An 18906-nucleotide genomic window follows, 5' to 3' on the forward strand; every position below is an offset into this window, starting at 1 on the left:
CCGTCACCGCTCAGCCCGCCTGGCTCATGCCCGCCGCGTCCGGCCAGTTCTGCTGCGGCCCCGGCCAGCCGGTCGCCGGGGCGGTGGCCAGGCCCTGGGCGTTGGCCGGCGGGCCCGTCATGCCGCGGACCTGGGCGGCCGTGAGGCCGCCGCGGGCCGGGACACCGGGCGGGGTGGGGCCGGTGACGGCCGGATACGGCGCGGACATCGGAGCCGAGGCCGGGGCCGGAACGGGGGCAGGAACAGGAACAGGAGCAGGAACAGGAGCGGGAGCCGGTACGGCGGACGCGGCCGCGGGCGCGAAAGGCTGGGCCGCGGGCGCGAAGGGCTGGGCCGGCGGCTCCGGCGGCTGCACCGGCATCGGCTGCGGCGCGGGCTGCGCGACCGGCTGGGGCACGGCCGGCACCGGCATCCCGCCGCCCGGGTCCGCCGGCAGGGCGGACGCGGCGGCGGGGAGCGGCATGCCGGTGCCGGCGGCCGGGCCGGCGGGGAGCCCCGGGGCACCGGCGGCCTGGGCCGCGAGGCCCCGCATGCCGGACCCGTTGGTCTCGCTCATCAGGCGGTCCACCGCCGCCGTACCCGAGCTGTAGCCGGTCCCGGTGGCCTGCTCGGGTACGGCGGCCCCCCTCCTGGACGTCCCGTAGAGCACCTGTTCCAGGCCGGACACCAGACGGCGCACGTCCGCCTGGGGGCGCACCACCAGACGCAGGAAGCGGCTGGAGGAACCGATCTTGTTGCCGCACTCGCGGACCAGGACGCGGTGCTCGGTGAGCAGCCGGTCCCGGACCACGGTGCCCTCGGCGCCCACGGGCAGGCGCACGAAGAGGAAGTTGCCCTGGGAGGGGTAGACGGTCAGGCCGGGCAGGGCGGAGAGCTGCCCGGCCATCTCCAGGCGGTCGCGGCGCACCCGGTGCAGGCTCTGCGCGTACTCGGCGCCGTGCTCCTTGAGCATGAACACCACGTGCTCGGCGAAGGAGTTGAGGTTCCACTTGGGGAGCATGGACCTCACCCGGCCCGCGAGCGCCGGGTTGGCGACCAGGTAGCCGAAGCGGATGCCGTGCAGGCCGAAGTTCTTGCCGAGGCTGCGCAGCACGATCACGTTGGGCCGCAGCATCGCCTCCTGGACGACGGAGGGTTCGGCCTCGGCGTCGGCGAACTCCAGGAAGGACTCGTCGATCACGACCAGGTCCAGGTCGGCCATCGCGTCCATGAACTGCACGACCGCGTGCCGGTGCACGAAGCCGCCGTCGGGGTTGTTGGGGTTGCAGATCACCGCCACCCGGGTCCCCCTGGCCCGGATGAACTCGGCGTACTGCGCGAGGTCGAGCGCGAAGCCGCTGGACTCCTGCAGCGGGAACATGTCGACCCGCTTGCCGGTCTCCATCGGCTGGTCGGTCCAGCGGCCGAAGGTGGGGACGGGGACCGCGAGGGACTCGCGGACCAGCAGGTGGTCGATCCAGGTGATCAGCTCGGTCGAGCCGTTGCCCATCGCCACGCACTGCGGCGGCAGCTGCAGCAGGCTGCACAGCTCGGCCGTGATGGTGTCGGCGCTCGACGGGTAGTACGTGATGATGTCCCGCAGCCTGCCGGCCATCTCGTCGAACATGGCCGGGGTGGGGAAGTAGGGGTTGCAGGGGATGCAGAAGTCCACCGGCCCGGCCCCGTCGCCGCCCTCGCGTGTCAGCGCAGCCATCGACGGGCTGTGCGCCGCGGTGCTGCGGAACAACGAGGTGACGTTGCCGGCCATGGAACCTCCGTCTCTGGGTGGCCCGCGCGGGGGGAGCGCGGGCCGACCCTTCATACGGGGACGGAGATGACGGCGTTCAACGGATGTGAACGAGGTGTGAATTCAGCGGCCGAACGAGTGGATCGTCGTCGTCCGGTACGTCTGCCCCGGCCGCAGCACGGTCGACGGGAACGACGGCTGGTTCGGCGAGTCCGGGAAGTGCTGCGTCTCCAGGCACAGGGCGTCGCCCTGGCGGTAGGCGCGGCCGGAGGGGCCGGTCAGGGTGCCGTCGAGGAAGTTGCCGGAGTAGAACTGCAGGCCCGGCTCGGTGGTGGCGATGCGCAGCGTGCGGCCGGAGGTGGGGTCGCGCAGGGTGGCCGCGTGCCCGGGCCGGGCGGTGACGCCCTTGTCGAGGACCCAGTTGTGGTCGAAGCCCTGGGCGGCGACCAGCTGCGGGTGAAAGACGCGGATGTCCCGGCCGACCGGCTTGGCGCGGCGGAAGTCGAAGGGGGTGCCGGCGACCCCGGCGAGCTCGCCGGTGGGGATCAGGCCCGCGTCGGTGGGGGTGTAGCGGGAGGCGGCGATCGTCAGCTCGTGGTCCTCGATCGTGCCGCTGCCCTCGCCGGCGAGGTTCCAGTAGACGTGGCTGGTGAGGTTGACGACGGTGGCCCTGTCGGTGGTGGCCTCGTAGTCGATGCGCCAGTCGCCGTGCCGGGTGAGCGTGTACGTCACCTTCGTCCTGAGCGTGCCCGGGTAGCCCATCTCCCCGTCGACGCTGGTGTGGTACAGGCGCAGGCCGACGTCGGGGCCCTCGGTGAACGGCTCGACGTCCCACACCTGCTTGTCGAAGCCCTGGGCGCCGCCGTGCAGGCTGTTCTCGCCGTCGTTGACGGACAGCTGGTACGCCCTGCCGTCGAGGGTGAAGCGGCCTTTGCCGATGCGGTTGCCGTAGCGGCCGATCAGGGCGCCGAAGTAGGGGCTCCTGGCGACGTAGTCCTCCAGGTCGTCGAAGCCCGCCGAGACGTTGGCGTACCGGCCGCGCCGGTCGGGGATCTCCAGCGACCGGACGATGCCGCCGTAGGAGAGGACCTCCAGGCGGGTGCCGCCGTTCTCCAGCGACCAGCTGTGGACCTTCGTGCCGTCGGCGAGCTTGCCGAAGAGGGACTTCACCGGCTTCCTGCCTCCCGTGGCGTGTGCCGTGCCGCCTAGCGTGATGGCGGCCATGCCCGCCGCCGCCCCCGCGATGACCGTGCGTCTGTTCGGTTCCATGTGCGGCTCCGCTTCATGGGGTTCATGGGGAAACTGCTGGAAAAGGGGCCGGGCCCCGCCTCCCGGCGGGGCCCGGCCCGGCTTACGAACCGACCTTGCGCTTGTTCCACACGTCGAACCCGACCGCCGCCAGGAGCACCAGGCCCTTGATGACCTGCTGCCAGTCGGTGCCGATGCCGACGAGGTTCATGCCGTTGTTCAGCACGCCCAGGACCAGACCGCCGATGATCGCGCCGAGCACGGTGCCGACACCGCCGCTCATCGACGCGCCGCCGATGAACGAGGCCGCGATCGCCTCCAGCTCGAAGTTGAGGCCGGCCTTGGGAGAGGCCGCGTTGAAGCGGGCGGCGAAGACCAGGCCCGCCAGGGCCGCGAGCATGCCCATGTTCAGGAAGACCAGGAAGGTGACCTTCTTGTCCTTCACGCCCGACAGCTTGGCCGCGGGCAGGTTGCCGCCGATCGCGTAGATGTGGCGGCCGATGATCGCGTTGCGCATCACGTAGCCGAAGCCGACGAGCAGCACGCCGAGGATCAGCAGGACGATCGGGGCGCCCTTGTAGCTGGCCAGCAGCAGCGTGAGGGTGAGCACGGCGGCGGAGAGGGCGACCAGCTTCAGCAGGAACAGCCTGGCGGGCAGGACGTCCAGCGAGAACTCCCGCTGCCGCTTGCGGTCGCGCACCTCCTGCAGGACCACGAACGCGATCAGCGCGAGGCCGAGCAGCAGCGTGAGGTTGTGGTAGTTCGTCTCCGGTCCGACCTCGGGCAGGAAGCCGTTGGCGACCTTCTGCAGACCCTCCGGGAACGGGCCGAGCGTCTGGCCCTCCAGGAAGATCTCCGTCAGACCGCGGAAGATCAGCATGCCCGCCAGGGTCACGATGAACGACGGTATGCCGCCGTAGGCGATGAAGAAGCCCTGCACCGCGCCCGCGACGGCGCCGACGGCCAGGCACAGCACCACGGCCAGCAGCCAGGGCATGTCGTTCCTGACCATGAACACGGCGGCCATCGAGCCGACGAACGCGGTCAGCGAGCCGACCGACAGGTCGATGTGACCGGCGATGATGACCAGCATCATGCCGATCGCGAGGATCAGGATGTAGCTGTTCTGCAGCACCAGGTTGGAGACGTTGCGCGGCAGCAGCAGGTCGCCGTCGGTCCACACGGCGAACAGCACCACGATCAGGCCGAGGGCGATCAGCATGCCGTACTGGCGCATGTTGCGGCGCATGCCGTCCAGCATCAGCCGGAGCAGGCCGCCGTCACCCGCGGCCGCCCCTCCCTTGCCGGCCGGCGCGGGGGCCGGCGTCTTGGCGGTCACATCCGTGCTCATCGGGTTACCTCTTTGTCCTTCGTCATCTGACGCATCAGCGATTCCTGCGAGGCCTCGGCCCGTGAGAACTCACCGGTCAGCCGCCCGGCGGCCATCGTGTAGATGCGGTCGCACATGCCGAGCAGCTCGGGCAGCTCGGAGGAGATGAAGACGACCGCCTTGCCCTCGGCGGCCAGCTGGTCGATGACCGTGTAGATCTCGTACTTGGCGCCGACGTCGATGCCGCGGGTCGGCTCGTCCAGGATCAGCACGTCCGGACCCGAGAAGATCCACTTGCTGAGGACGACCTTCTGCTGGTTGCCGCCGGACAGCTTGCCCACCGGCTCGAAGACGGTCGGCGCCTTGATGTTCATCGACGTGCGGAAGCCCTCGGCGACCTGCCGCTCCTCGTGCTCGTCGACGACACCGCGCCTGGCGACCTTGCCCAGGGCGGTCAGCGAGATGTTCCGGTTGATGGTGTCGATGAGGTTGAGCCCGTAGTGCTTGCGGTCCTCGGTGACGTACGCGATGCCGTTCCCGACCGCCTCGGGGACGGTCCTCGTGCGGATCTCCCGGCCGTCCTTGAGGACCGTGCCGCCCGCGTACCGCCCGTACGCCCGCCCGAACACGCTCATCGCGAGCTCGGTGCGGCCGGCGCCCATCAGGCCCGCGATGCCGACGATCTCGCCGCGCCGCACGTGCAGGGAGACGTCGTCGACGACCTTGCGCTGCTGGTCGATCGGGTGGTGCACGGTCCAGCCCCGGATCTCCAGGGCGGGCGCGGCGCCCTCCTGGGGCTCGTGCGGGGTGCGCTCCGGGAAGCGGTGCTCCAGGTCGCGGCCGACCATCCCGCTGATGATCCGGTCCTCGGTGGTCCCGGCGGCCTTCACGTCGAGGGTCTCGATGGTGCGCCCGTCGCGCAGGATCGTCACCGAGTCGGCGACCTTGCGGATCTCGTTGAGCTTGTGGGAGATGATGATCGAGGTGATGCCCTGGTTCTTCAGCTCCAGGATCAGGTCCAGGAGCTTGCCGCTGTCCTCGTCGTTCAGCGCGGCGGTCGGCTCGTCCAGGATGAGCAGCTTCACCTTCTTCGCCAGGGCCTTGGCGATCTCCACGAGCTGCTGCTTGCCCACGCCGATGTCGGCGACGCGGGTGTCGGGGTGGTCGCTCAGGCCGACCCGGCGCAGCAGCTCGGTGGCGTGCCTGAGCGTCTCGGTCCAGCTGATGATCCCGCGCTTGGCGTGCTCGTTGCCGAGGAAGATGTTCTCCGCGATGGACAGGTACGGCACCAGGGCCAGCTCCTGGTGGATGATCACGATGCCGCGCTCTTCGCTGGCCCGGATGTCCTTGAACCGGCAGACCTCCCCCTCGAAGAGGATCTCGCCCTCGTAGGTGCCGTGCGGGTGGACGCCGGAGAGGACCTTCATCAGGGTCGACTTGCCGGCGCCGTTCTCCCCGCAGATGGCGTGGACCTCGCCCCGCCGGACGGTCAGCGTGACGTCCGACAGCGCCTTGACGCCGGGAAAGGTCTTGACGATCGAGCGCATTTCCAGGACGGGTCCCGCCATGGTCGTGCCTTCCAATCCCTAGGGTGCGGGGGTTACTTGAGGTCGCTTTCCTTGATGTAGCCGGAGTCGACGACGACCTTTTGGTAGTTCTCCTTGTCGACGGCGACCGGCTCCAGCAGGTACGCCGGCACGACCTTCGCCCCGTTGTCGTAGGTCTTGGTGTCGTTGACCTCGGGCTTCTTGCCGTCCAGCACCGCGTCGACCATGTTCGAGGCCACCTTGGCGAGCTCGCGGGTGTCCTTGTAGACGGTCATCGACTGCTCGTCCGCGATGATCGACTTCACCGAGGCGACCTCGGCGTCCTGGCCGGTGACGACCGGCAGCGGCTTGGACTTGGAGCCGTAGTCGTCCGACTTCAGCGCCGACAGGATGCCGATGGAGATGCCGTCGTAGGGCGAGAGCACCGCGTCGACCCGGTCGCTCTTGTAGGCGGAGGTCAGGATGTCGTCCATGCGCTTCTGGGCGGTGCCGCCGTCCCAGCGCAGGGTGGTGACCTGGTTGAGCCTGGTCTGGCCGGACTTCACCACCAGCTGCTTCTTGTCGATGTACGGCTGCAGGACCTTCATCGCGCCGCCGAAGAAGTAGCGCGTGTTGTTGTCGTCGTTGGAGCCGGCGAAGAGCTCGATGTTGAACGGGCCCTTCTTCGAGCCGTCCTTCAGGCCGAGCTTCTCGACGATGTAGGTGGCCTGGAGCTCGCCGACCTTCTCGTTGTCGAAGGAGGCGTAGTAGTCGACGTTCCCGGTGCCCAGGATCAGGCGGTCGTAGGAGATGACCGGTATGTCCGCGTCCTTGGCCTGCTGGAGGACGTTGTTCATCGACTTGTTGTCGATGGCCGCGACGATCAGCGCCTCGACGCCCTGGGTGATCAGGTTCTCGACCTGCGAGACCTGCTGGTCCGGGTCGTCCTCGCCGTAGACCAGCTTGGTCTTGTAGCCCTTGGACTCCAGGTTCTTCCTGACGTTGTTGCCGTCGGCGATCCAGCGCTCGGAGGACTTCGTCGGCATCGCGATGCCGATGGTGGCGCCCTTGGCGTCCCCGCCCCCCTCCTCGCTGCCGCCCTCGCTGTTCTGGCCGCAGGCGGACAGGGTGAGGGCGAGGGAGGCGGCTCCGGCCACGGCGGCGAGTGCGGCTCTGCGGTTGCGCATGGTCATCATCCTTGATGTGTGTGCAGGGCTCGGTCTGGGGGTGCGGGGTCACGCCGGGGGTGGTGCCGGGAGACCGGGAAGAGGTGTGTTGGATTGTGCGCGACTGTGTCTTCTTTTGTGAAGCTGAGTTTCCGGAACGTTATGACGGAATGTCGAACCGGCGCAGATCACCCGGCAGCCGCGATCCGGGCGGGGCCATGTCGCCGTCCGCTCCGTGGCGGGCCAGGAGGTCCAGGGCGAGCCGTCCGCGCCGCACCCGCTCCTTGGCGGTGGCCAGGGTCAGCTCCCGCAGGTGGTGCCCGTAGGGGTAGATCCCGGGGGCCTTGGACAGGCCGAACTTCAGATAGAGCGGTGCGCCGCGCCGGATGAGCTCGGCGACCTCGTACATCCGCACGTAGCCGCCGAGATCGTCGGGGGCCTCGATGTACATGTCCATGGGGGCGCCGGACACCCGGCGTATCTCGGTGAGGTGATCGAGCGTCAGGTCGCTGGGCACGTTGATGGAATCGGCCCCGAGGTGCTCGTACACCGCGTAACTGGCCGGGTTCACCGGCCCGATGAGCGCCGACACCTTCAGCGTGGTGTCGGCCGGCAGGACGCCGGCCGCGCGCGCCCGGTGCAGCGTCCACAGCACGCCCTCGTCGGCGACGAGCAGGCACTTGACGCCCAGCTCCGTGGCGCGCACGGCGTCCTCGACGCATCCGGCGACGGCGTCGTGGCCGCGGGCGCGCAGCCCCGCGCCGCGCGAGTCGGTGCGGGTGGAGCCGCCGATGTCCCAGGTGCCGCGCGGACCGGTGAACAGGCACAGCTCGATGTCGCGCTCGCCGGTCGCCTCGACCATCTCGGTGATCTCGGCGTCGGTCAGCATCCACACGCCGCTGCCCTGGCTGATCCGGTGGATCGGCACGTCCAGCCGCGAGGCCTCCTTCAGCACCACCGCCAGCGCCTCGGGGCCCTCGCACGAGGGGATCTCGGTGCGCCAGCGGCCGCCGCCGGGGAAGGAGTGCGGCGAGGCGTCGGCGGGGTCGAGGGCGGGCGCGGCCAGGCCGAGGGCGGCGAGCGCCTGCTCACCGGGCCTGCGGGCCGCCGGGGCGGAGGGGTCGGTCACAGGAAGTCCTTCGTGTTCGATGTGTCGGACGAGGGTCGCGGTCCGGGGTGCGGGGGTCCCGGCGCGGGAGTCCCGGTGCGGGGGCACGGGGCCTTGGGCGCACGCCGGTACGGAGGCCGTCAGGCCGCCCCGCACCGGCGTGCGGCCAGGGCCTGTCGTCGAAGCCCCGCCCGCCCCGCGACGCCCTGCACGCCCTCTCGCCGCACCGGGCGCGGACCCGAGTACATCCTGTACGGGGGCCCGCGCCCGGCACGCCGGGAGCACGCACCCGACGCCGCGGGGCCCGCCCTCCGGGCGGACGACGGGAGTTCGACGACAGGCCCTAGGGGCGGAGCAGCACCTTGCCCACCTCCGGATCGCCGGACCCCACCAGCTCGACGGCGCGCGAGAACTCGGCGAGCGGCAGCTCGTGCGTCACCAGCGGCAGCGGATCGAGCAGACCGGCGGCGAACATCCGCACCGTGTGCGCCCAGGCCTGCGGCGGGGCCCCGAAGACGGTGTGCACCTCCAGCTGCCGCACCACCAGGTCGGTCGGGTCGAGACCGTCGGCGCCCGGCGCCGGGATGCCGGTCAGCACCAGCCGCCCGCCGCGCCGCAGCAGGCCGGCGGAGAGACGGGCCGCGTCGGCGGAGCCGGCGGCCTCGATGACGACGTCGACGTCGCCGGGGAGCGGCTGGTCCCTGGTGAGGAAGCGGGTGCAGCCGTACCGGCGCGACAAGGCCTCGCGGTCGGCGCGCGCGCCGACGACCAGCAGCTCGGCCGGGGAGCCGGCCCCGAGGAACTGCACGGCGAACATGCCGAGCGTGCCGGTGCCGACGACGGCCGCCCGCTCGCCGGGCCGGACGTTCGCCTTGAGCGCGGCGGCGGCGACGCAGGCCGCGGGCTCCAGCAGGGCCGCCGCGCTCAGGTCGGCGTCGTCCGGCAGGACGTGCAGCAGGCGGGCCGGCAACGTGAGCGTGGCCGCCATCGCGCCCGGCTGGGTGAAGCCGGTCTCCTCGTAGCCCGCCGTGCACAGGGTCGTCTCGCCGGCGTGACAGCGGTCGCACACCTGGCAGTTGCGAAAGCCCTCGCCGACCACCTTGCGGCCGACGAGGGAGCCGGGGACGCCGGCGCCGACGGCCGCCACGGTCCCGGACCACTCGTGGCCGGGGACGAGCGGGTAGCGGACGTACCCCTCGGGGCGGTTGCCCTGGTACACCTCGCGGTCGCTGCCGCAGATCCCGGCGGCGTGGACGCGGACCAGGGCCTCCCCGGCCTGCGGCGGCCGGGGCTGGTGCGGGACGAGCCGGTGCCGGCCCGGCGCCTCGACGACGACCGCGGAACTCACCTGGTGGCCTTCGGCTTGCGCTGCTCCCAGCCCTCGGCCCACAGGTCGAAACGGGCCTGCTGCTGCGGGAACTCCGCGGCGGCGTCGACGTCGAGCTCGACGCCGAGGCCGGGCGCGTCGGAGAGGTGGAAGTAGCCGTCGACCACCTGCGGCGCGCCCTTGACGACCTTCTTGATCTCGGCGTCCGCGAAGTCGTTGAAGTGCTCCAGGATCTTGAAGTTCGGGGTGGTGAAGCCGACCTGGAGCGAGGCGGCGGTCAGCACCGGGCCGCCCACGTTGTGCGGGGCGACCAGCATGTAGTGGGTCTCGGCGGTGGCGGCCAGCTTGCGGGTCTCCCAGATGCCGCCGATGTGGCCGACGTCCGGCTGGATGATGTCCGCGGACTGGTCCTCGAACAGCTCGCGGAACTCGATCCGGTCGTGGATGCGCTCGCCGGTGGCGACCGGCATGTCCACCTTCTCGGCGACCTTCCTCAGCGCCTTGAGGTTCTCCGGCGGGACCGGCTCCTCCAGCCAGGCGGGCTTGAAGGGCGCCATCTCGTGGGCGAGCCGGACGGCGGTGGCGGGGGAGAAGCGGCCGTGCATCTCCAGCATCAGCTCGGTCCCGGGCCCGATGGCGTCCCGGACGGCCTCGATCAGCGACACGGCGTACAGGGTCTGCTCGTGGTCCAGCTCGAAGTGGCCGGTGCCGAAGGGGTCGATCTTCAGAGCCCGGTAGCCCCGCTCCACGACCTGCTGGGCGGCCTTGTGGTACGCCTCCGGGGTGCGCTCGGTCGTGTACCAGCCGTTGGCGTACGCCTTGACCCGGTCGGTGACCTTCCCGCCCAGCAGCTGCCAGACGGGGACGCCGAGGGCCTTGCCCTTGATGTCCCAGCAGGCCGTCTCGATCACGGCGATCCCCGACATCACGATCTCGCCGGCCCGCCCGTAGTCGCCGTACTTCATGCGCTTGACCAGGTCCTCGACGGCGAACGGGTCCGAGCCGAGGATGTGGTTGGCCTCGGCCTCCCTCAGGTAGCCGAGAAGGGCGTCGGTGTGGCCCAGCATCCGGGTCTCGCCGACTCCGGTGATCCCCTCGTCGGTGTGCACCTGTACGTACGTCAGGTTGCGCCACGGCGTCCCGACCACGTGCGTGCTGATTCCGGTGATGCGCACGTCAGTTGCCCCTTGCTGCGTCGTGTGTGCTTCGTCGGCTTGGCTGGGCATTCGAGCGCGTTCGATATTTCGTCATGCGTTCGAAATGCTGGCGTGACAGTAAGGACGCGGCGGCCGGGTGTCAATGGGTCGCGCACATAACGGTTTCGACGGTTTCGGGCATGCGGGAACGCGGGGTTCCCTACAGAACCTTCACAGTTGGATCTAGGAACACCACCTGGCCGGAATTTAATCTTCCCGCGTCATGGACTACTGCCACCCGTGCCGACGGCACCTCAACGGCGCCCTCGCCTGCCCGGGGTGCGGCACCCCGGCCGAAACGCTCCGCGCCGGCGCGCGCGACGGCGGCCCGCGCCCGGAGCGCGACGCCTACGAGGGCGGGTACGGGTACGGCACCGAACACGCCGCCGGGACTCCCGCCCCGCAGGGCGGCGACGACCACGACGGCGATGACGGCGATGACGGCGACGGCGAGGGCGCGGACGGGCCGCTGGGCCGGAGGGCCGGGCGGGGCGAGGGGAGCCGGCGTGACCGCAAGGCCGCGGCGCACCGTCGCCGGCGTCGCCGGACGCTGCTGATCACCGCGGGTTTCGTGCTGGCGGCCGGCGGGCTGAGCCTGGCCGAGCTCGGCCTGGACGCGGCGGGGCCGGCACCGCGGCCGGCGGCGGCCGGGGGCGAGTCGGCGGACGGCGAGGCGTCGCGGGAGGCCGGCGGGACGGCCGCGCCGCCGGACGGCGCCGCCCCGGGCACCGCGCCGGCGTCGGCCTCGGCCTCGGCGTCCTCGTCCCCCGGAGCCTCCGGCTCCCCGTCGGCGTCCGGCTCCCCGGAGGACGAGGAGTCGGCGGTTCCCGGGGACGACACCGACGAGGACCCCCAGTCGGCCACGACCGGCACGTCCCCGAGCCGGCCGGCGTCCGCCCCGTCCCCGACGCCCCCGGCCGGGACGGCCGCACCGACCGCCGAGCCGACGACACCCGCCCCGGACCCCGAGCCGACCCCGACGCAGACGTGCGACCGCTTCCTGTGGTGGTGCACCTGAGGCGTCCGGGGACGGGCCGCCCCGGCGCCGGCACCCGTGCCGGCCCTGTCCCGGCCTCCCTCCCCGGCGGGACGCAGGGCACCGGCCGGGCCGGACCGGTGCGCCTCGCCGTACCGAACCCGGCGGGCCCCGCGCGGGCCGTGCGCGTCCCCTCCGCGGGAGACCCCTCCTCCGGGTGCGCCGGAGGGGAGTTTCCGCGGGCCGCGCGGGCGTGGTCCACGGGGGCACGCGGCGGTTCGGGCGAGGGGAGCGGGTGACGCGGGAGGTCCACGGCGTGCTCGACGCGGTGCCCGTCGGCCCGTGCGCCCTCGCCTCGACCGCCTTCGGCCGCGAAGGGACGGAGTCCGCCGGCCGGGAGGGCCTGCCCGACGAGCCGTCGATCCGCGCCAGGGGACCGGCTTCCGCCGGCGGGCCGCCTCCGCGCGGCCGGCCGGGACGTGCGAGGCGGCGGCCGGGCTGTGCGCGGCGGCGGCCGACGGAGCCGGCGGGAAGGCGCCGCCGCTGAGGCCGGACACGGTCGCGGAGTCCGGCCGGTCGCGCCCGGCCGGTCGAGACCAGGTGGCGCGGGCGGTCCGCCGGGCGGTGCCCGTCTGCTGACGTGGCGCGGGCGGTCCGCCGGGCGGTGCCCGTCTGCTGACGTGGCGCGGGCGGTCCGCCGGGCGGCGCCCGCCCGCCGGCACGGCGCGGACGGAGGCCGCACCCCACGTCCCAGGGTGCGGCCTCCGCCGTGCGCAACGACTGCCGCCGGGCCGGCGTCACGCTGATGTCCCCGCGGATCCCGCGGATCGCCTCCGTGTGCGGACACACCCGGTGGGCCGTCCCGGCCGGGACCCGGCCGCGGCGACCGCGGCGCGCGGGACGCCGGACCGCCGGACGGACACGGGGCGTGTTCCTCCCCCGGTCCGCCGCGGCGCGCGCCCGGGCCGCCGACGGCTCCGGGAAGAGATCCCCGTCCGGGAAGAGATCCCCCTACGCCGGAAAGCCGGTGGGGGCTACAGCTTGACGATCATCTTCCCGGTGTTGTCGCCGCGCAGGACCCCGAGGAACGCCTCCAGGGTGTTCTCGACGCCCTCGACGACCGTCTCCCGGTACTTCAGCGCGCCCGAGGCGACCCAGGGGCCGACCTCCCGGACGAACTGCGGCTGGAGGTCGTAGTGGTCGCCGACCAGGAAGCCCTCGATGCGGCCGCGGGTCTGGATCAGGCGGGCGAGGTTCTTCGGGCCCGGGGCGGGCTCGGTGTTGTTGTAGACGGAGATCATCCCGCAGACGGCGATCCGGCCGCCCCGGTTGAGGGAGCCGATGGCGGCCTCCAGGTGGTCGCCGCCGACGTTGTCGAAGTACACGTCGATCCCGTCGGGGGCGGCGGCGCGCAGCTGCTCGCCGACCGGCCCGTCCTTGTAGTTGAAGGCGGCGTCGAACCCGTACTCCTCGAGGAGCAGCTTCACCTTCTCCCCGGATCCGGCGGACCCGACGACCCGCGAGGCGCCCTTGAGCCTGGCGATCTGTCCCACCTGGGAGCCGACGGCCCCGGCAGCCCCCGACACGAACACCGCGTCGCCCTCCTTGAAGGCGGCCGTGCGCAGCAGGCCCGCGTAGGCGGTCAGGCCGGTCATGCCCAGCACGCCCAGGTACGCCGACAGCGGCGCGGCCTGCGGGTCCACCTTCACTGCGCTCCCCGCGTCCACGGCGGCGTACTCGCGCCAGCCGGAGAAGTGCAGGACGTGGTCGCCGACGGCCAGGCCCTCGGCGCGGGAGGCGACGACCTCGCCGACGGCGCCGCCCTGCATGGCCTTGCCGAGCTCGAAGGGTGCCACGTAGGACTTGGCCGCGCTCATGCGGCCGCGCATGTACGGGTCGACGGAGAGGTACGTGTTGCGGACCAGCACCTGGCCCTCGCCCGGGGCCGGGACCTCCGCCTCGACGAGCGCGAAGTCCTCGGGCCTGGGCCAGCCCACGGGACGGCTGAGCAGGTGCCATTCGCGGCTGACGGAGGGGAGGGTGGGGGTGTCGGTCATCGGGGGCGCCTTCCTCACGCGATCCTGCGGATTGTTTCAGTACCTGAAACAACGATGCCCCTGAACATTTCAGGCTGTCAAACAACCGGGTAGCCTGGAGGCCATGGCCACACCACCGACCGAGCGCCGCCCCGACCCGCTGACCCTGGAGGTCGTCGAACTCGTCGGGGAGGTCGTGGCCCGCTTCCACGCGGACTACGAGGAGGCCGCGGCGGAGCACGCGCTGACCGGGGCGCAGGCGCGGCTGCTGAGCCTGCTGTCGCTTCAGCCGCTGCCGATGCGCAGGCTGGCGCAGCGGCTGAGGTGCGAACCGTCCAACGTCACCGGCATCGTGGACCGGCTGGAGGCCCGCGGCCTGGTGGAGCGGCGGCCGGACCCCGCGGACCGGCGGGTGAAGCTCGCGGCGGCCACCGCCGAGGGCCGGCGCGTGGCGCGCGGCCTGCGGGAGTCCCTGCGCTTCGCCCGGGAGCCGCTCGCGGGACTCGCCGAGGAGGAGCGGGTGGCCCTGCGGGACGCGCTGCGGCGGATGCTGGGCCCGTGACGGCGGCCCGGCCCGGCCCGTCGGCAGGCCCGGCCCGGTTCGCCGGGTGACCGGCGGGCCGACCCCCGCTACAGTTCCCCCATGCGCGATCTTGGGGCGGGATTCCGGTACCTCCTGGAGGGCCAGCGGTGGGTGGCCCGGCACGGCAGGCAGTACGGCTTCGGACTGCTCCCCGGGCTGATCACCCTGGTCCTGTACGCGGCGGTGCTCGTCGCGCTGGCCCTGTGGGGCGGCGACGCCGTCGCCTGGGCGACCCCGTTCGCCGACGACTGGCCGAACCCCTGGTCCGGCCTGTTCCGCGGCTTCCTCACCGCCGTGCTGTTCGCCCTCGCCCTGCTGCTGTCCGTCGTGACGTTCACCGCGGTCACCCTGCTCGTCGGACAGCCCTTCTACGAGAACCTCTCCGAGAAGGTCGACCGGGACGTCTCCCCGGACGGCGCCGCCCCCGAGTCGGGCCTGCCGCTCTGGCGCGAACTGTGGATCTCCGCCCGCGACAGCCTGCGGATCGTCCTGCGGGCCGCCGCCTGGGGCGTGCTGCTGTTCGCCTGCGGCTTCGTCCCGGTCGTCGGCCAGACGGCCGTCCCGGTGATCGGCTTCTTCGTCACCGGCTTCTTCCTCACCGAGGAGCTCACCGCCGTGGCCCTGCAGCGCCGCGGTGTCGAACTGCGCGACCGCCTCGCCCTGCTCCGTTCCCGCAGGACCCTGGTCTGGGGCTTCGGCACGCCCCTCGCCCTGGCCTTCCTGGTCCCGTTCGTCGCGGTGTTCCTGATGCCGGGCGCGGTCGCGGGCGCCACCCTCATGGCGCGCGGGCTGCTCGGCGAGGAGAGCGCCGGGGACGACGCCCGGCGGCCCGGGACGAAGGGCGTCCCCCGGTGACCGAGGTGCCCGCCGTCGCCGCCGCCACCCTCCTGGCCGGCCCCGGCGTCAGCCTCGCGCCCGCTCCGCCGCGCCGGCCGCCACGGCCACGATCGAGCGCACCTGGGCGATGATGTCCAGCCGGTTGCGCACGAACTCGGGATCCGTGACCTCGGTGGTGTTCCCCGCCCCGAACTGCAGGACCGGCGTGTGCACGTGCCCGCCCGGCAGCCCGTCGCGCAGTCCCAGCCGGTCCCGCAGCAGCGTCGCCCGGTAGGCGATCTCGTTGGACAGGTAGTCCCCGCCGCCCCCGGCCCGCGCCGTCGAGCCCGGGGTCGGCCCGTCCGGCCGGACGACGGGCGCGGTGCCCCCCGCCGGGATCTCGGTCACGCTCGTGTTGTCGTACACGGGGAAGCGGCCGGTGTCCGCCGCCACGATCCGCCGGTACGGCAGGGTGGTCGTCGTCCACTGCGGCTGCGAGGCCGGGTCGGCGACCGGGACCGTCCCGGTGCGGGAGACGTTCTCGTTGTCGGGGAAGCCGCCCCGCCAGGCCCCGTTGGTCCGCTCGACGTCGAACCGGCCGGCCCGCCCCTGGCTCACGGTCGCGAACAGGTCCACCTCCGGCAGGTGCGGACGCAGCGTCCGCTCCACCGTCGAGTCCGCGAAGTCCCGCCAGCGCACCGGGAACACGGCCGTCTCCACGCGCGCCGGACCGTCCGCCGTCTCGATCACCGTGCCGTCCAGGGCGAGCGCGGTCGCGCCGGACGGATTGGAGATCCGGATGTCCCGGTCCAGGGTGAACGGGTCGAAGCCGGTGACCAGGACCCGCCGGAGCCCTTCGCCGCGCGGGTAGCGGACGGTGCTCTGGCCGCGCGAGGTGCGCTCCAGCGCGGCCGTCAGCTTCGCCCGCTGCGCGTCACCGAGGCCGAACTCCGGCTGCCAGGCGCGCAGGTGCCTCGTCATCCCGAGCCGCGCCCAGTACAGCGGCCGGTCGTCGTCCCGGCTCAGGTCGCCGCCCGCCGGGCCGCGCCCCTGCGCCCGCGCGACGGCCCGCCGCCACAGCGCCGACCCCTCGTGCAGGACGATCCGGCGGGCCTCGGCGTAGGAGCGCGCCGCGTCCAGGGCGCGGGCGAACCGCGGCGCCACCGTGTCGAACCCGGAGCGGCGGAGGATCTCCTGGGGGACGGCTCCGTCGAGGCGCTGCTCCTCGACGGTGGGGGAGGGGGCCGTCCCGGCGGCGGCCGCGGCCGTCGGGACGGTGAGGCCGGCCAGCAGGGCCAGACCGAGGACGCCGATCCGAACGCGTAGCGGTTTCAAAGGAGTTCAGCCTTCCGTCGTGGGCGTGCGGAACGAGTCGCAGTATCACTTGACGGGAGCGGCGTACGCCATGGCGCCCGGCCGGGGATCCGCCCGGCCTCGTCGGCCGTGTCCCGTCGACGCGGGGACGCCTCGCGGGAGGGCCGGTGCGGGGCGCGACGCGCTCCCGCACCGCCGGTGTGCCAGGTGGCGGACCGGGCGGCCTTCCAGGCGCGGTGGTACCGGGCGGGGTCGTCGGTGAAGGAGGCGTGGCGGGGCTGCCGTCCGAGGACGCGGCGGGCCCTGCTGCCGCTGACGGGTCCGTCCTGGCCGGCGGCGATCTGCAGCATGCCGCCCGTCTCGGCGCTCTCCAGGGTGATCTCGCCGGTGCGGCCGGCCGCGCGCCGCATCTCCAGGGCGGTCGGGCGCTCCTTTGTGAAGGGTTCGTACGGGATCCAGGCGGGCCGCCCGATCGCGGGCCGCGGGACCGCCGCGACGACTACCGTCTGACCCGGGACCCCTCCCCCCGAGCAGCCCCGGTCCGGCACCTGACCCCGGACCGGGGCTCGTCCCGTCCCGGCGTCAGCGCACCGAGAACCCGTAGACCGTCTGCGACCGGAACACCTCGCCCGGCCGCAGCACCGTGCTGGGGAACTCCGGCCGGTTCGGGGAGTCGGGGAAGTGCTGCGTCTCCAGCGCGATGCCGTCGCCGGGGGCGAACGGCTCACCCAGCTGGTCCCCGGTGTACACCTGGAGGCCGGGCTCGGTCGTGGCCACCGTCAGGACCCGCCCGGACACCGGGTCGTGCAGCTCGGCGACCTCCTCGGGCGCCTTCGTCACCCCCTTGTCCAGCACGAAGTTGTGGTCGTAGCCGGAAGCGGCCCCGCGCGCCCGGCGGAAGTCGAAGCGCGTGCCGGAGACGTCCCGCGGCGGGCCGGCCGGAATCAGGTGCGCGTCGACCGGGGTGTACCGCGAGGCGGCGACGCGCAGTTCGTGCCCGCCCGCGCCGCGGGAGCCGGCGAGGTTCCAGTACGTGTGGTTCGTCAGGTTCACCACCGTCGGCGCGTCCGTCTGCGCCTCGTACCCGATCCGCAGCGCGCCCGCCCCGTCCAGCGTGTACGTCACCGCGACCCGGAGCCGGCCCGGGAAGCCCTCCTCGCCGTGCGGGCTGACCCGCGTCAGACGCACACCGTGCCCGACCGGGGCCACGTCCCACACCCGCTTGTCGAAACCGCGCTCCCCGCCGTGCAGCGAGTTCGGCCCGTCGTTGCGCGCGAGCGCGTACACCCGCCCGTCCAGCGCGAAGCGGCCGCCGGCGATCCGGTTGGCGTACCGCCCGATCAGGGCCCCGAGATAGGGGCCGGGATGGGCGACGTAGCCGTCGAGGTCCGCGAACCCCAGCACCACGTCCGCGGTGCGCCCGTCCCGGTCCGGCACCTCGACGGACTGCACGATCCCGCCGTACGACAGGATCCGCACCCGTACGCCCGCCCGCTCCAGGGTCCAGCGGTGGACCGGGGTGCCGTCGGACAGCGTGCCGAAGAGTTCGCTCATGGGCCGCACTCTAGGTCAGGGCCGGTGCGCCGTGACCGCCCGGTAGGCGATCTCGGCCAGCCGGGCCTGCCCGTTCACGCTGGGATGGAACCAGTCCCACCGGCTCAACTGGTCGGTGCCGAAGCGGTAGTCGTACACCGCGCCGCCGTCGGACCGGCACCGCCGGTCCTTGGCGCAGACCTCCCGCAGCACCCGGTTGTAGTCCTCCACCCGCTTCTGCACGGTGTCCCGGCGCAGCGTCGCCGCCGCGTCCAGGGCGTCCGCGTCGCCCAGCATCGACGGGCAGATGCCCAGCTTCCACACCTGCTTGCCCAGCGGGTCGGTCCGGCCCTGCGACCACAGCCGCTTCAGGTTCGGCACGCTCGCCACGTACACCTGGGTCCTGGGCAGGGCCGTGCGCAGCGTGCGCATCGCGTCCTCGAAGTCGGCGCGGAAGTCCGCGACCGGTGTCATCGCCGACGTGGTGTCCCGGCAGGCGTCGTTCGCCCCGACCAGCACCGTCACCAGCTGCGGCCGGCGCGCCACCGCCCGGGCCATCTGGCCGGGCAGGTCCGCCATCCGCGCCCCGGTCACGGCGTAGTTCCAGCTCCGCCGGGCCGCCTTCGCCCGCCCCAGCAGCCGTACGGCGAGACTGTCCACCCGCTCGCTGCCGCCGGTCGCCCAGGACACCTCCGGGCAGTCCGACAGGACGGAACAGGCGTCGAAGCCGGTGGTGATGGAGTCGCCCACGGCGGCGACGGAGTCCGGGCTGGTGTCCCAGACCGGCGTGGGCCTGGGTGACGGCTTCCGGCCCGCCCCGGCGCCGGAGGAGCCGGGGGAGCCGCCGCCCACGGCGTCACAGCCGGCCACACCCAGCGCCGCCGCGGCGACCACGGCGAGCACGGCTCGTGAGCGGTGGCTTCGCTTCCGCATCTGCTGGTCATCCCCTCGGCTCGCGTGCGCTCCCCCCACCATGACAACGCACCGGGGTTCCCGCCCGGCCAGGTGCAACGGCTCGCAC

At 73.0% G+C, this 18906-nt stretch carries 16 protein-coding genes; 3 read left to right on the plus strand and 13 right to left on the minus strand.

The features are described 5' to 3' along the window. Positions 1–10 precede the first annotated feature (10 nt). From AB0L29_RS16870 to AB0L29_RS16905, 8 genes are all read right to left on the minus strand, one after another. Complete coding sequence (locus AB0L29_RS16870; protein WP_365827778.1) at positions 11–1747, minus strand: histidinol-phosphate transaminase; 1737 nt, start codon at positions 1745–1747, stop codon at positions 11–13. Between the two features lie 102 nt (positions 1748–1849). After that, positions 1850–2995, minus strand: a complete 1146-nt coding sequence (locus AB0L29_RS16875; RefSeq protein WP_365827780.1) for an aldose epimerase family protein — start codon at positions 2993–2995, stop codon at positions 1850–1852. Between the two features lie 82 nt (positions 2996–3077). Then, a complete protein-coding gene (gene mmsB, locus AB0L29_RS16880) occupies positions 3078–4325 on the minus strand; it encodes a multiple monosaccharide ABC transporter permease (RefSeq protein WP_365827781.1) in 1248 nt (415 codons plus the stop codon). Continuing rightward, positions 4322–5872 (minus strand): multiple monosaccharide ABC transporter ATP-binding protein, encoded by a 1551-nt coding sequence (mmsA, locus tag AB0L29_RS16885; protein WP_365827782.1) that lies wholly within the window; start codon positions 5870–5872, stop codon positions 4322–4324. The genes mmsB and mmsA overlap by 4 nt, the downstream gene beginning before the upstream one ends. Before the next feature lie 32 nt (positions 5873–5904). Beyond that, positions 5905–7017 carry a multiple monosaccharide ABC transporter substrate-binding protein gene (gene chvE, locus AB0L29_RS16890; protein ID WP_365827784.1) on the minus strand — a complete coding sequence of 371 codons (1113 nt, stop codon included), beginning with the start codon at positions 7015–7017 and terminating at the stop codon, positions 5905–5907. A 139-nt stretch (positions 7018–7156) separates the two neighbouring features. Further along, complete coding sequence (locus AB0L29_RS16895; protein WP_365827786.1) at positions 7157–8125, minus strand: hypothetical protein; 969 nt, start codon at positions 8123–8125, stop codon at positions 7157–7159. Positions 8126–8447: 322 nt separating this feature from the next. Further along, positions 8448–9452: an alcohol dehydrogenase catalytic domain-containing protein gene (locus AB0L29_RS16900; protein WP_365827788.1), complete on the minus strand. Its 1005-nt coding sequence runs from the start codon at positions 9450–9452 to the stop codon at positions 8448–8450. Further along, complete coding sequence (locus AB0L29_RS16905) at positions 9449–10606, minus strand: mandelate racemase/muconate lactonizing enzyme family protein (protein ID WP_365827790.1); 1158 nt, start codon at positions 10604–10606, stop codon at positions 9449–9451. The genes AB0L29_RS16900 and AB0L29_RS16905 overlap by 4 nt, the downstream gene beginning before the upstream one ends. 244 nt (positions 10607–10850) lie before the next feature. Here AB0L29_RS16905 and AB0L29_RS16910 point away from each other — a divergent pair, with 244 nt between their 5' ends. Further along, the gene (locus AB0L29_RS16910; protein ID WP_365827792.1) at positions 10851–11645 is read left to right on the plus strand and encodes a hypothetical protein; all 795 of its coding nucleotides are present in this window, start codon (positions 10851–10853) and stop codon (positions 11643–11645) included. A gap of 992 nt (positions 11646–12637) precedes the next feature. On the opposite strand, the gene AB0L29_RS16915 is transcribed toward AB0L29_RS16910, so the two are convergent. Beyond that, complete coding sequence (locus AB0L29_RS16915; RefSeq protein ID WP_365827794.1) at positions 12638–13660, minus strand: NADP-dependent oxidoreductase; 1023 nt, start codon at positions 13658–13660, stop codon at positions 12638–12640. A gap of 103 nt (positions 13661–13763) precedes the next feature. Between AB0L29_RS16915 and AB0L29_RS16920 the strand changes: the two genes are divergently transcribed. After that, positions 13764–14201 (plus strand): MarR family transcriptional regulator, encoded by a 438-nt coding sequence (locus AB0L29_RS16920; protein ID WP_365827796.1) that lies wholly within the window; start codon positions 13764–13766, stop codon positions 14199–14201. An 81-nt stretch (positions 14202–14282) separates the two neighbouring features. After that, entirely contained in the window at positions 14283–15077 is a 795-nt protein-coding gene (locus tag AB0L29_RS16925; protein WP_365827798.1) for an EI24 domain-containing protein, read from the plus strand. Between the two features lie 48 nt (positions 15078–15125). Here the strand turns inward: AB0L29_RS16925 and AB0L29_RS16930 are convergent, their stop codons facing one another. The 4 genes from AB0L29_RS16930 to AB0L29_RS16945 all read right to left on the minus strand — a co-directional run bounded on the left by AB0L29_RS16930 (position 15126) and on the right by AB0L29_RS16945 (position 18818). Next, positions 15126–16373, minus strand: a complete 1248-nt coding sequence (locus AB0L29_RS16930; protein ID WP_365827800.1) for a pyroglutamyl peptidase — start codon at positions 16371–16373, stop codon at positions 15126–15128. Next, entirely contained in the window at positions 16370–16762 is a 393-nt protein-coding gene (locus tag AB0L29_RS16935) for a hypothetical protein (protein WP_365827803.1), read from the minus strand. Before AB0L29_RS16935 ends, AB0L29_RS16930 begins: the two co-directional genes overlap by 4 nt. Before the next feature lie 172 nt (positions 16763–16934). Continuing rightward, positions 16935–17906 carry an aldose epimerase family protein gene (locus AB0L29_RS16940; RefSeq protein ID WP_365827805.1) on the minus strand — a complete coding sequence of 324 codons (972 nt, stop codon included), beginning with the start codon at positions 17904–17906 and terminating at the stop codon, positions 16935–16937. Between the two features lie 15 nt (positions 17907–17921). Then, positions 17922–18818, minus strand: a complete 897-nt coding sequence (locus tag AB0L29_RS16945) for an SGNH/GDSL hydrolase family protein (RefSeq protein ID WP_365827807.1) — start codon at positions 18816–18818, stop codon at positions 17922–17924. Positions 18819–18906 lie beyond the last annotated feature (88 nt).

This window comes from Streptomyces sp. NPDC052701, from assembly GCF_040678355.1.
In the GTDB taxonomy this organism is placed as follows: Bacteria; Actinomycetota; Actinomycetes; order Streptomycetales; family Streptomycetaceae; genus Streptomyces.

Bases quoted from the DNA above. Each gene is read 5' to 3' on its own strand.
- AB0L29_RS16925 (WP_365827798.1), top strand. From the start codon at position 14,283: ATGCGCGATCTTGGGGCGGGATTCCGGTACCTCCTGGAGGGCCAGCGG.
- AB0L29_RS16910 (WP_365827792.1), top strand. From the start codon at position 10,851: ATGGACTACTGCCACCCGTGCCGACGGCACCTCAACGGCGCCCTCGCC.
- AB0L29_RS16935 (WP_365827803.1), bottom strand. From the start codon at position 16,762: ATGCGGCGCGCGGCCGGCCGCACCGGCGAGATCACCCTGGAGAGCGCC.
- AB0L29_RS16870 (WP_365827778.1), bottom strand. From the start codon at position 1,747: ATGGCCGGCAACGTCACCTCGTTGTTCCGCAGCACCGCGGCGCACAGC.
- mmsB (WP_365827781.1), bottom strand. From the start codon at position 4,325: ATGAGCACGGATGTGACCGCCAAGACGCCGGCCCCCGCGCCGGCCGGC.
- AB0L29_RS16940 (WP_365827805.1), bottom strand. From the start codon at position 17,906: ATGAGCGAACTCTTCGGCACGCTGTCCGACGGCACCCCGGTCCACCGC.
- chvE (WP_365827784.1), bottom strand. From the start codon at position 7,017: ATGCGCAACCGCAGAGCCGCACTCGCCGCCGTGGCCGGAGCCGCCTCC.
- AB0L29_RS16875 (WP_365827780.1), bottom strand. From the start codon at position 2,995: ATGGAACCGAACAGACGCACGGTCATCGCGGGGGCGGCGGCGGGCATG.
- AB0L29_RS16915 (WP_365827794.1), bottom strand. From the start codon at position 13,660: ATGACCGACACCCCCACCCTCCCCTCCGTCAGCCGCGAATGGCACCTG.
- AB0L29_RS16945 (WP_365827807.1), bottom strand. From the start codon at position 18,818: ATGCGGAAGCGAAGCCACCGCTCACGAGCCGTGCTCGCCGTGGTCGCC.
- AB0L29_RS16920 (WP_365827796.1), top strand. From the start codon at position 13,764: ATGGCCACACCACCGACCGAGCGCCGCCCCGACCCGCTGACCCTGGAG.
- mmsA (WP_365827782.1), bottom strand. From the start codon at position 5,872: ATGGCGGGACCCGTCCTGGAAATGCGCTCGATCGTCAAGACCTTTCCC.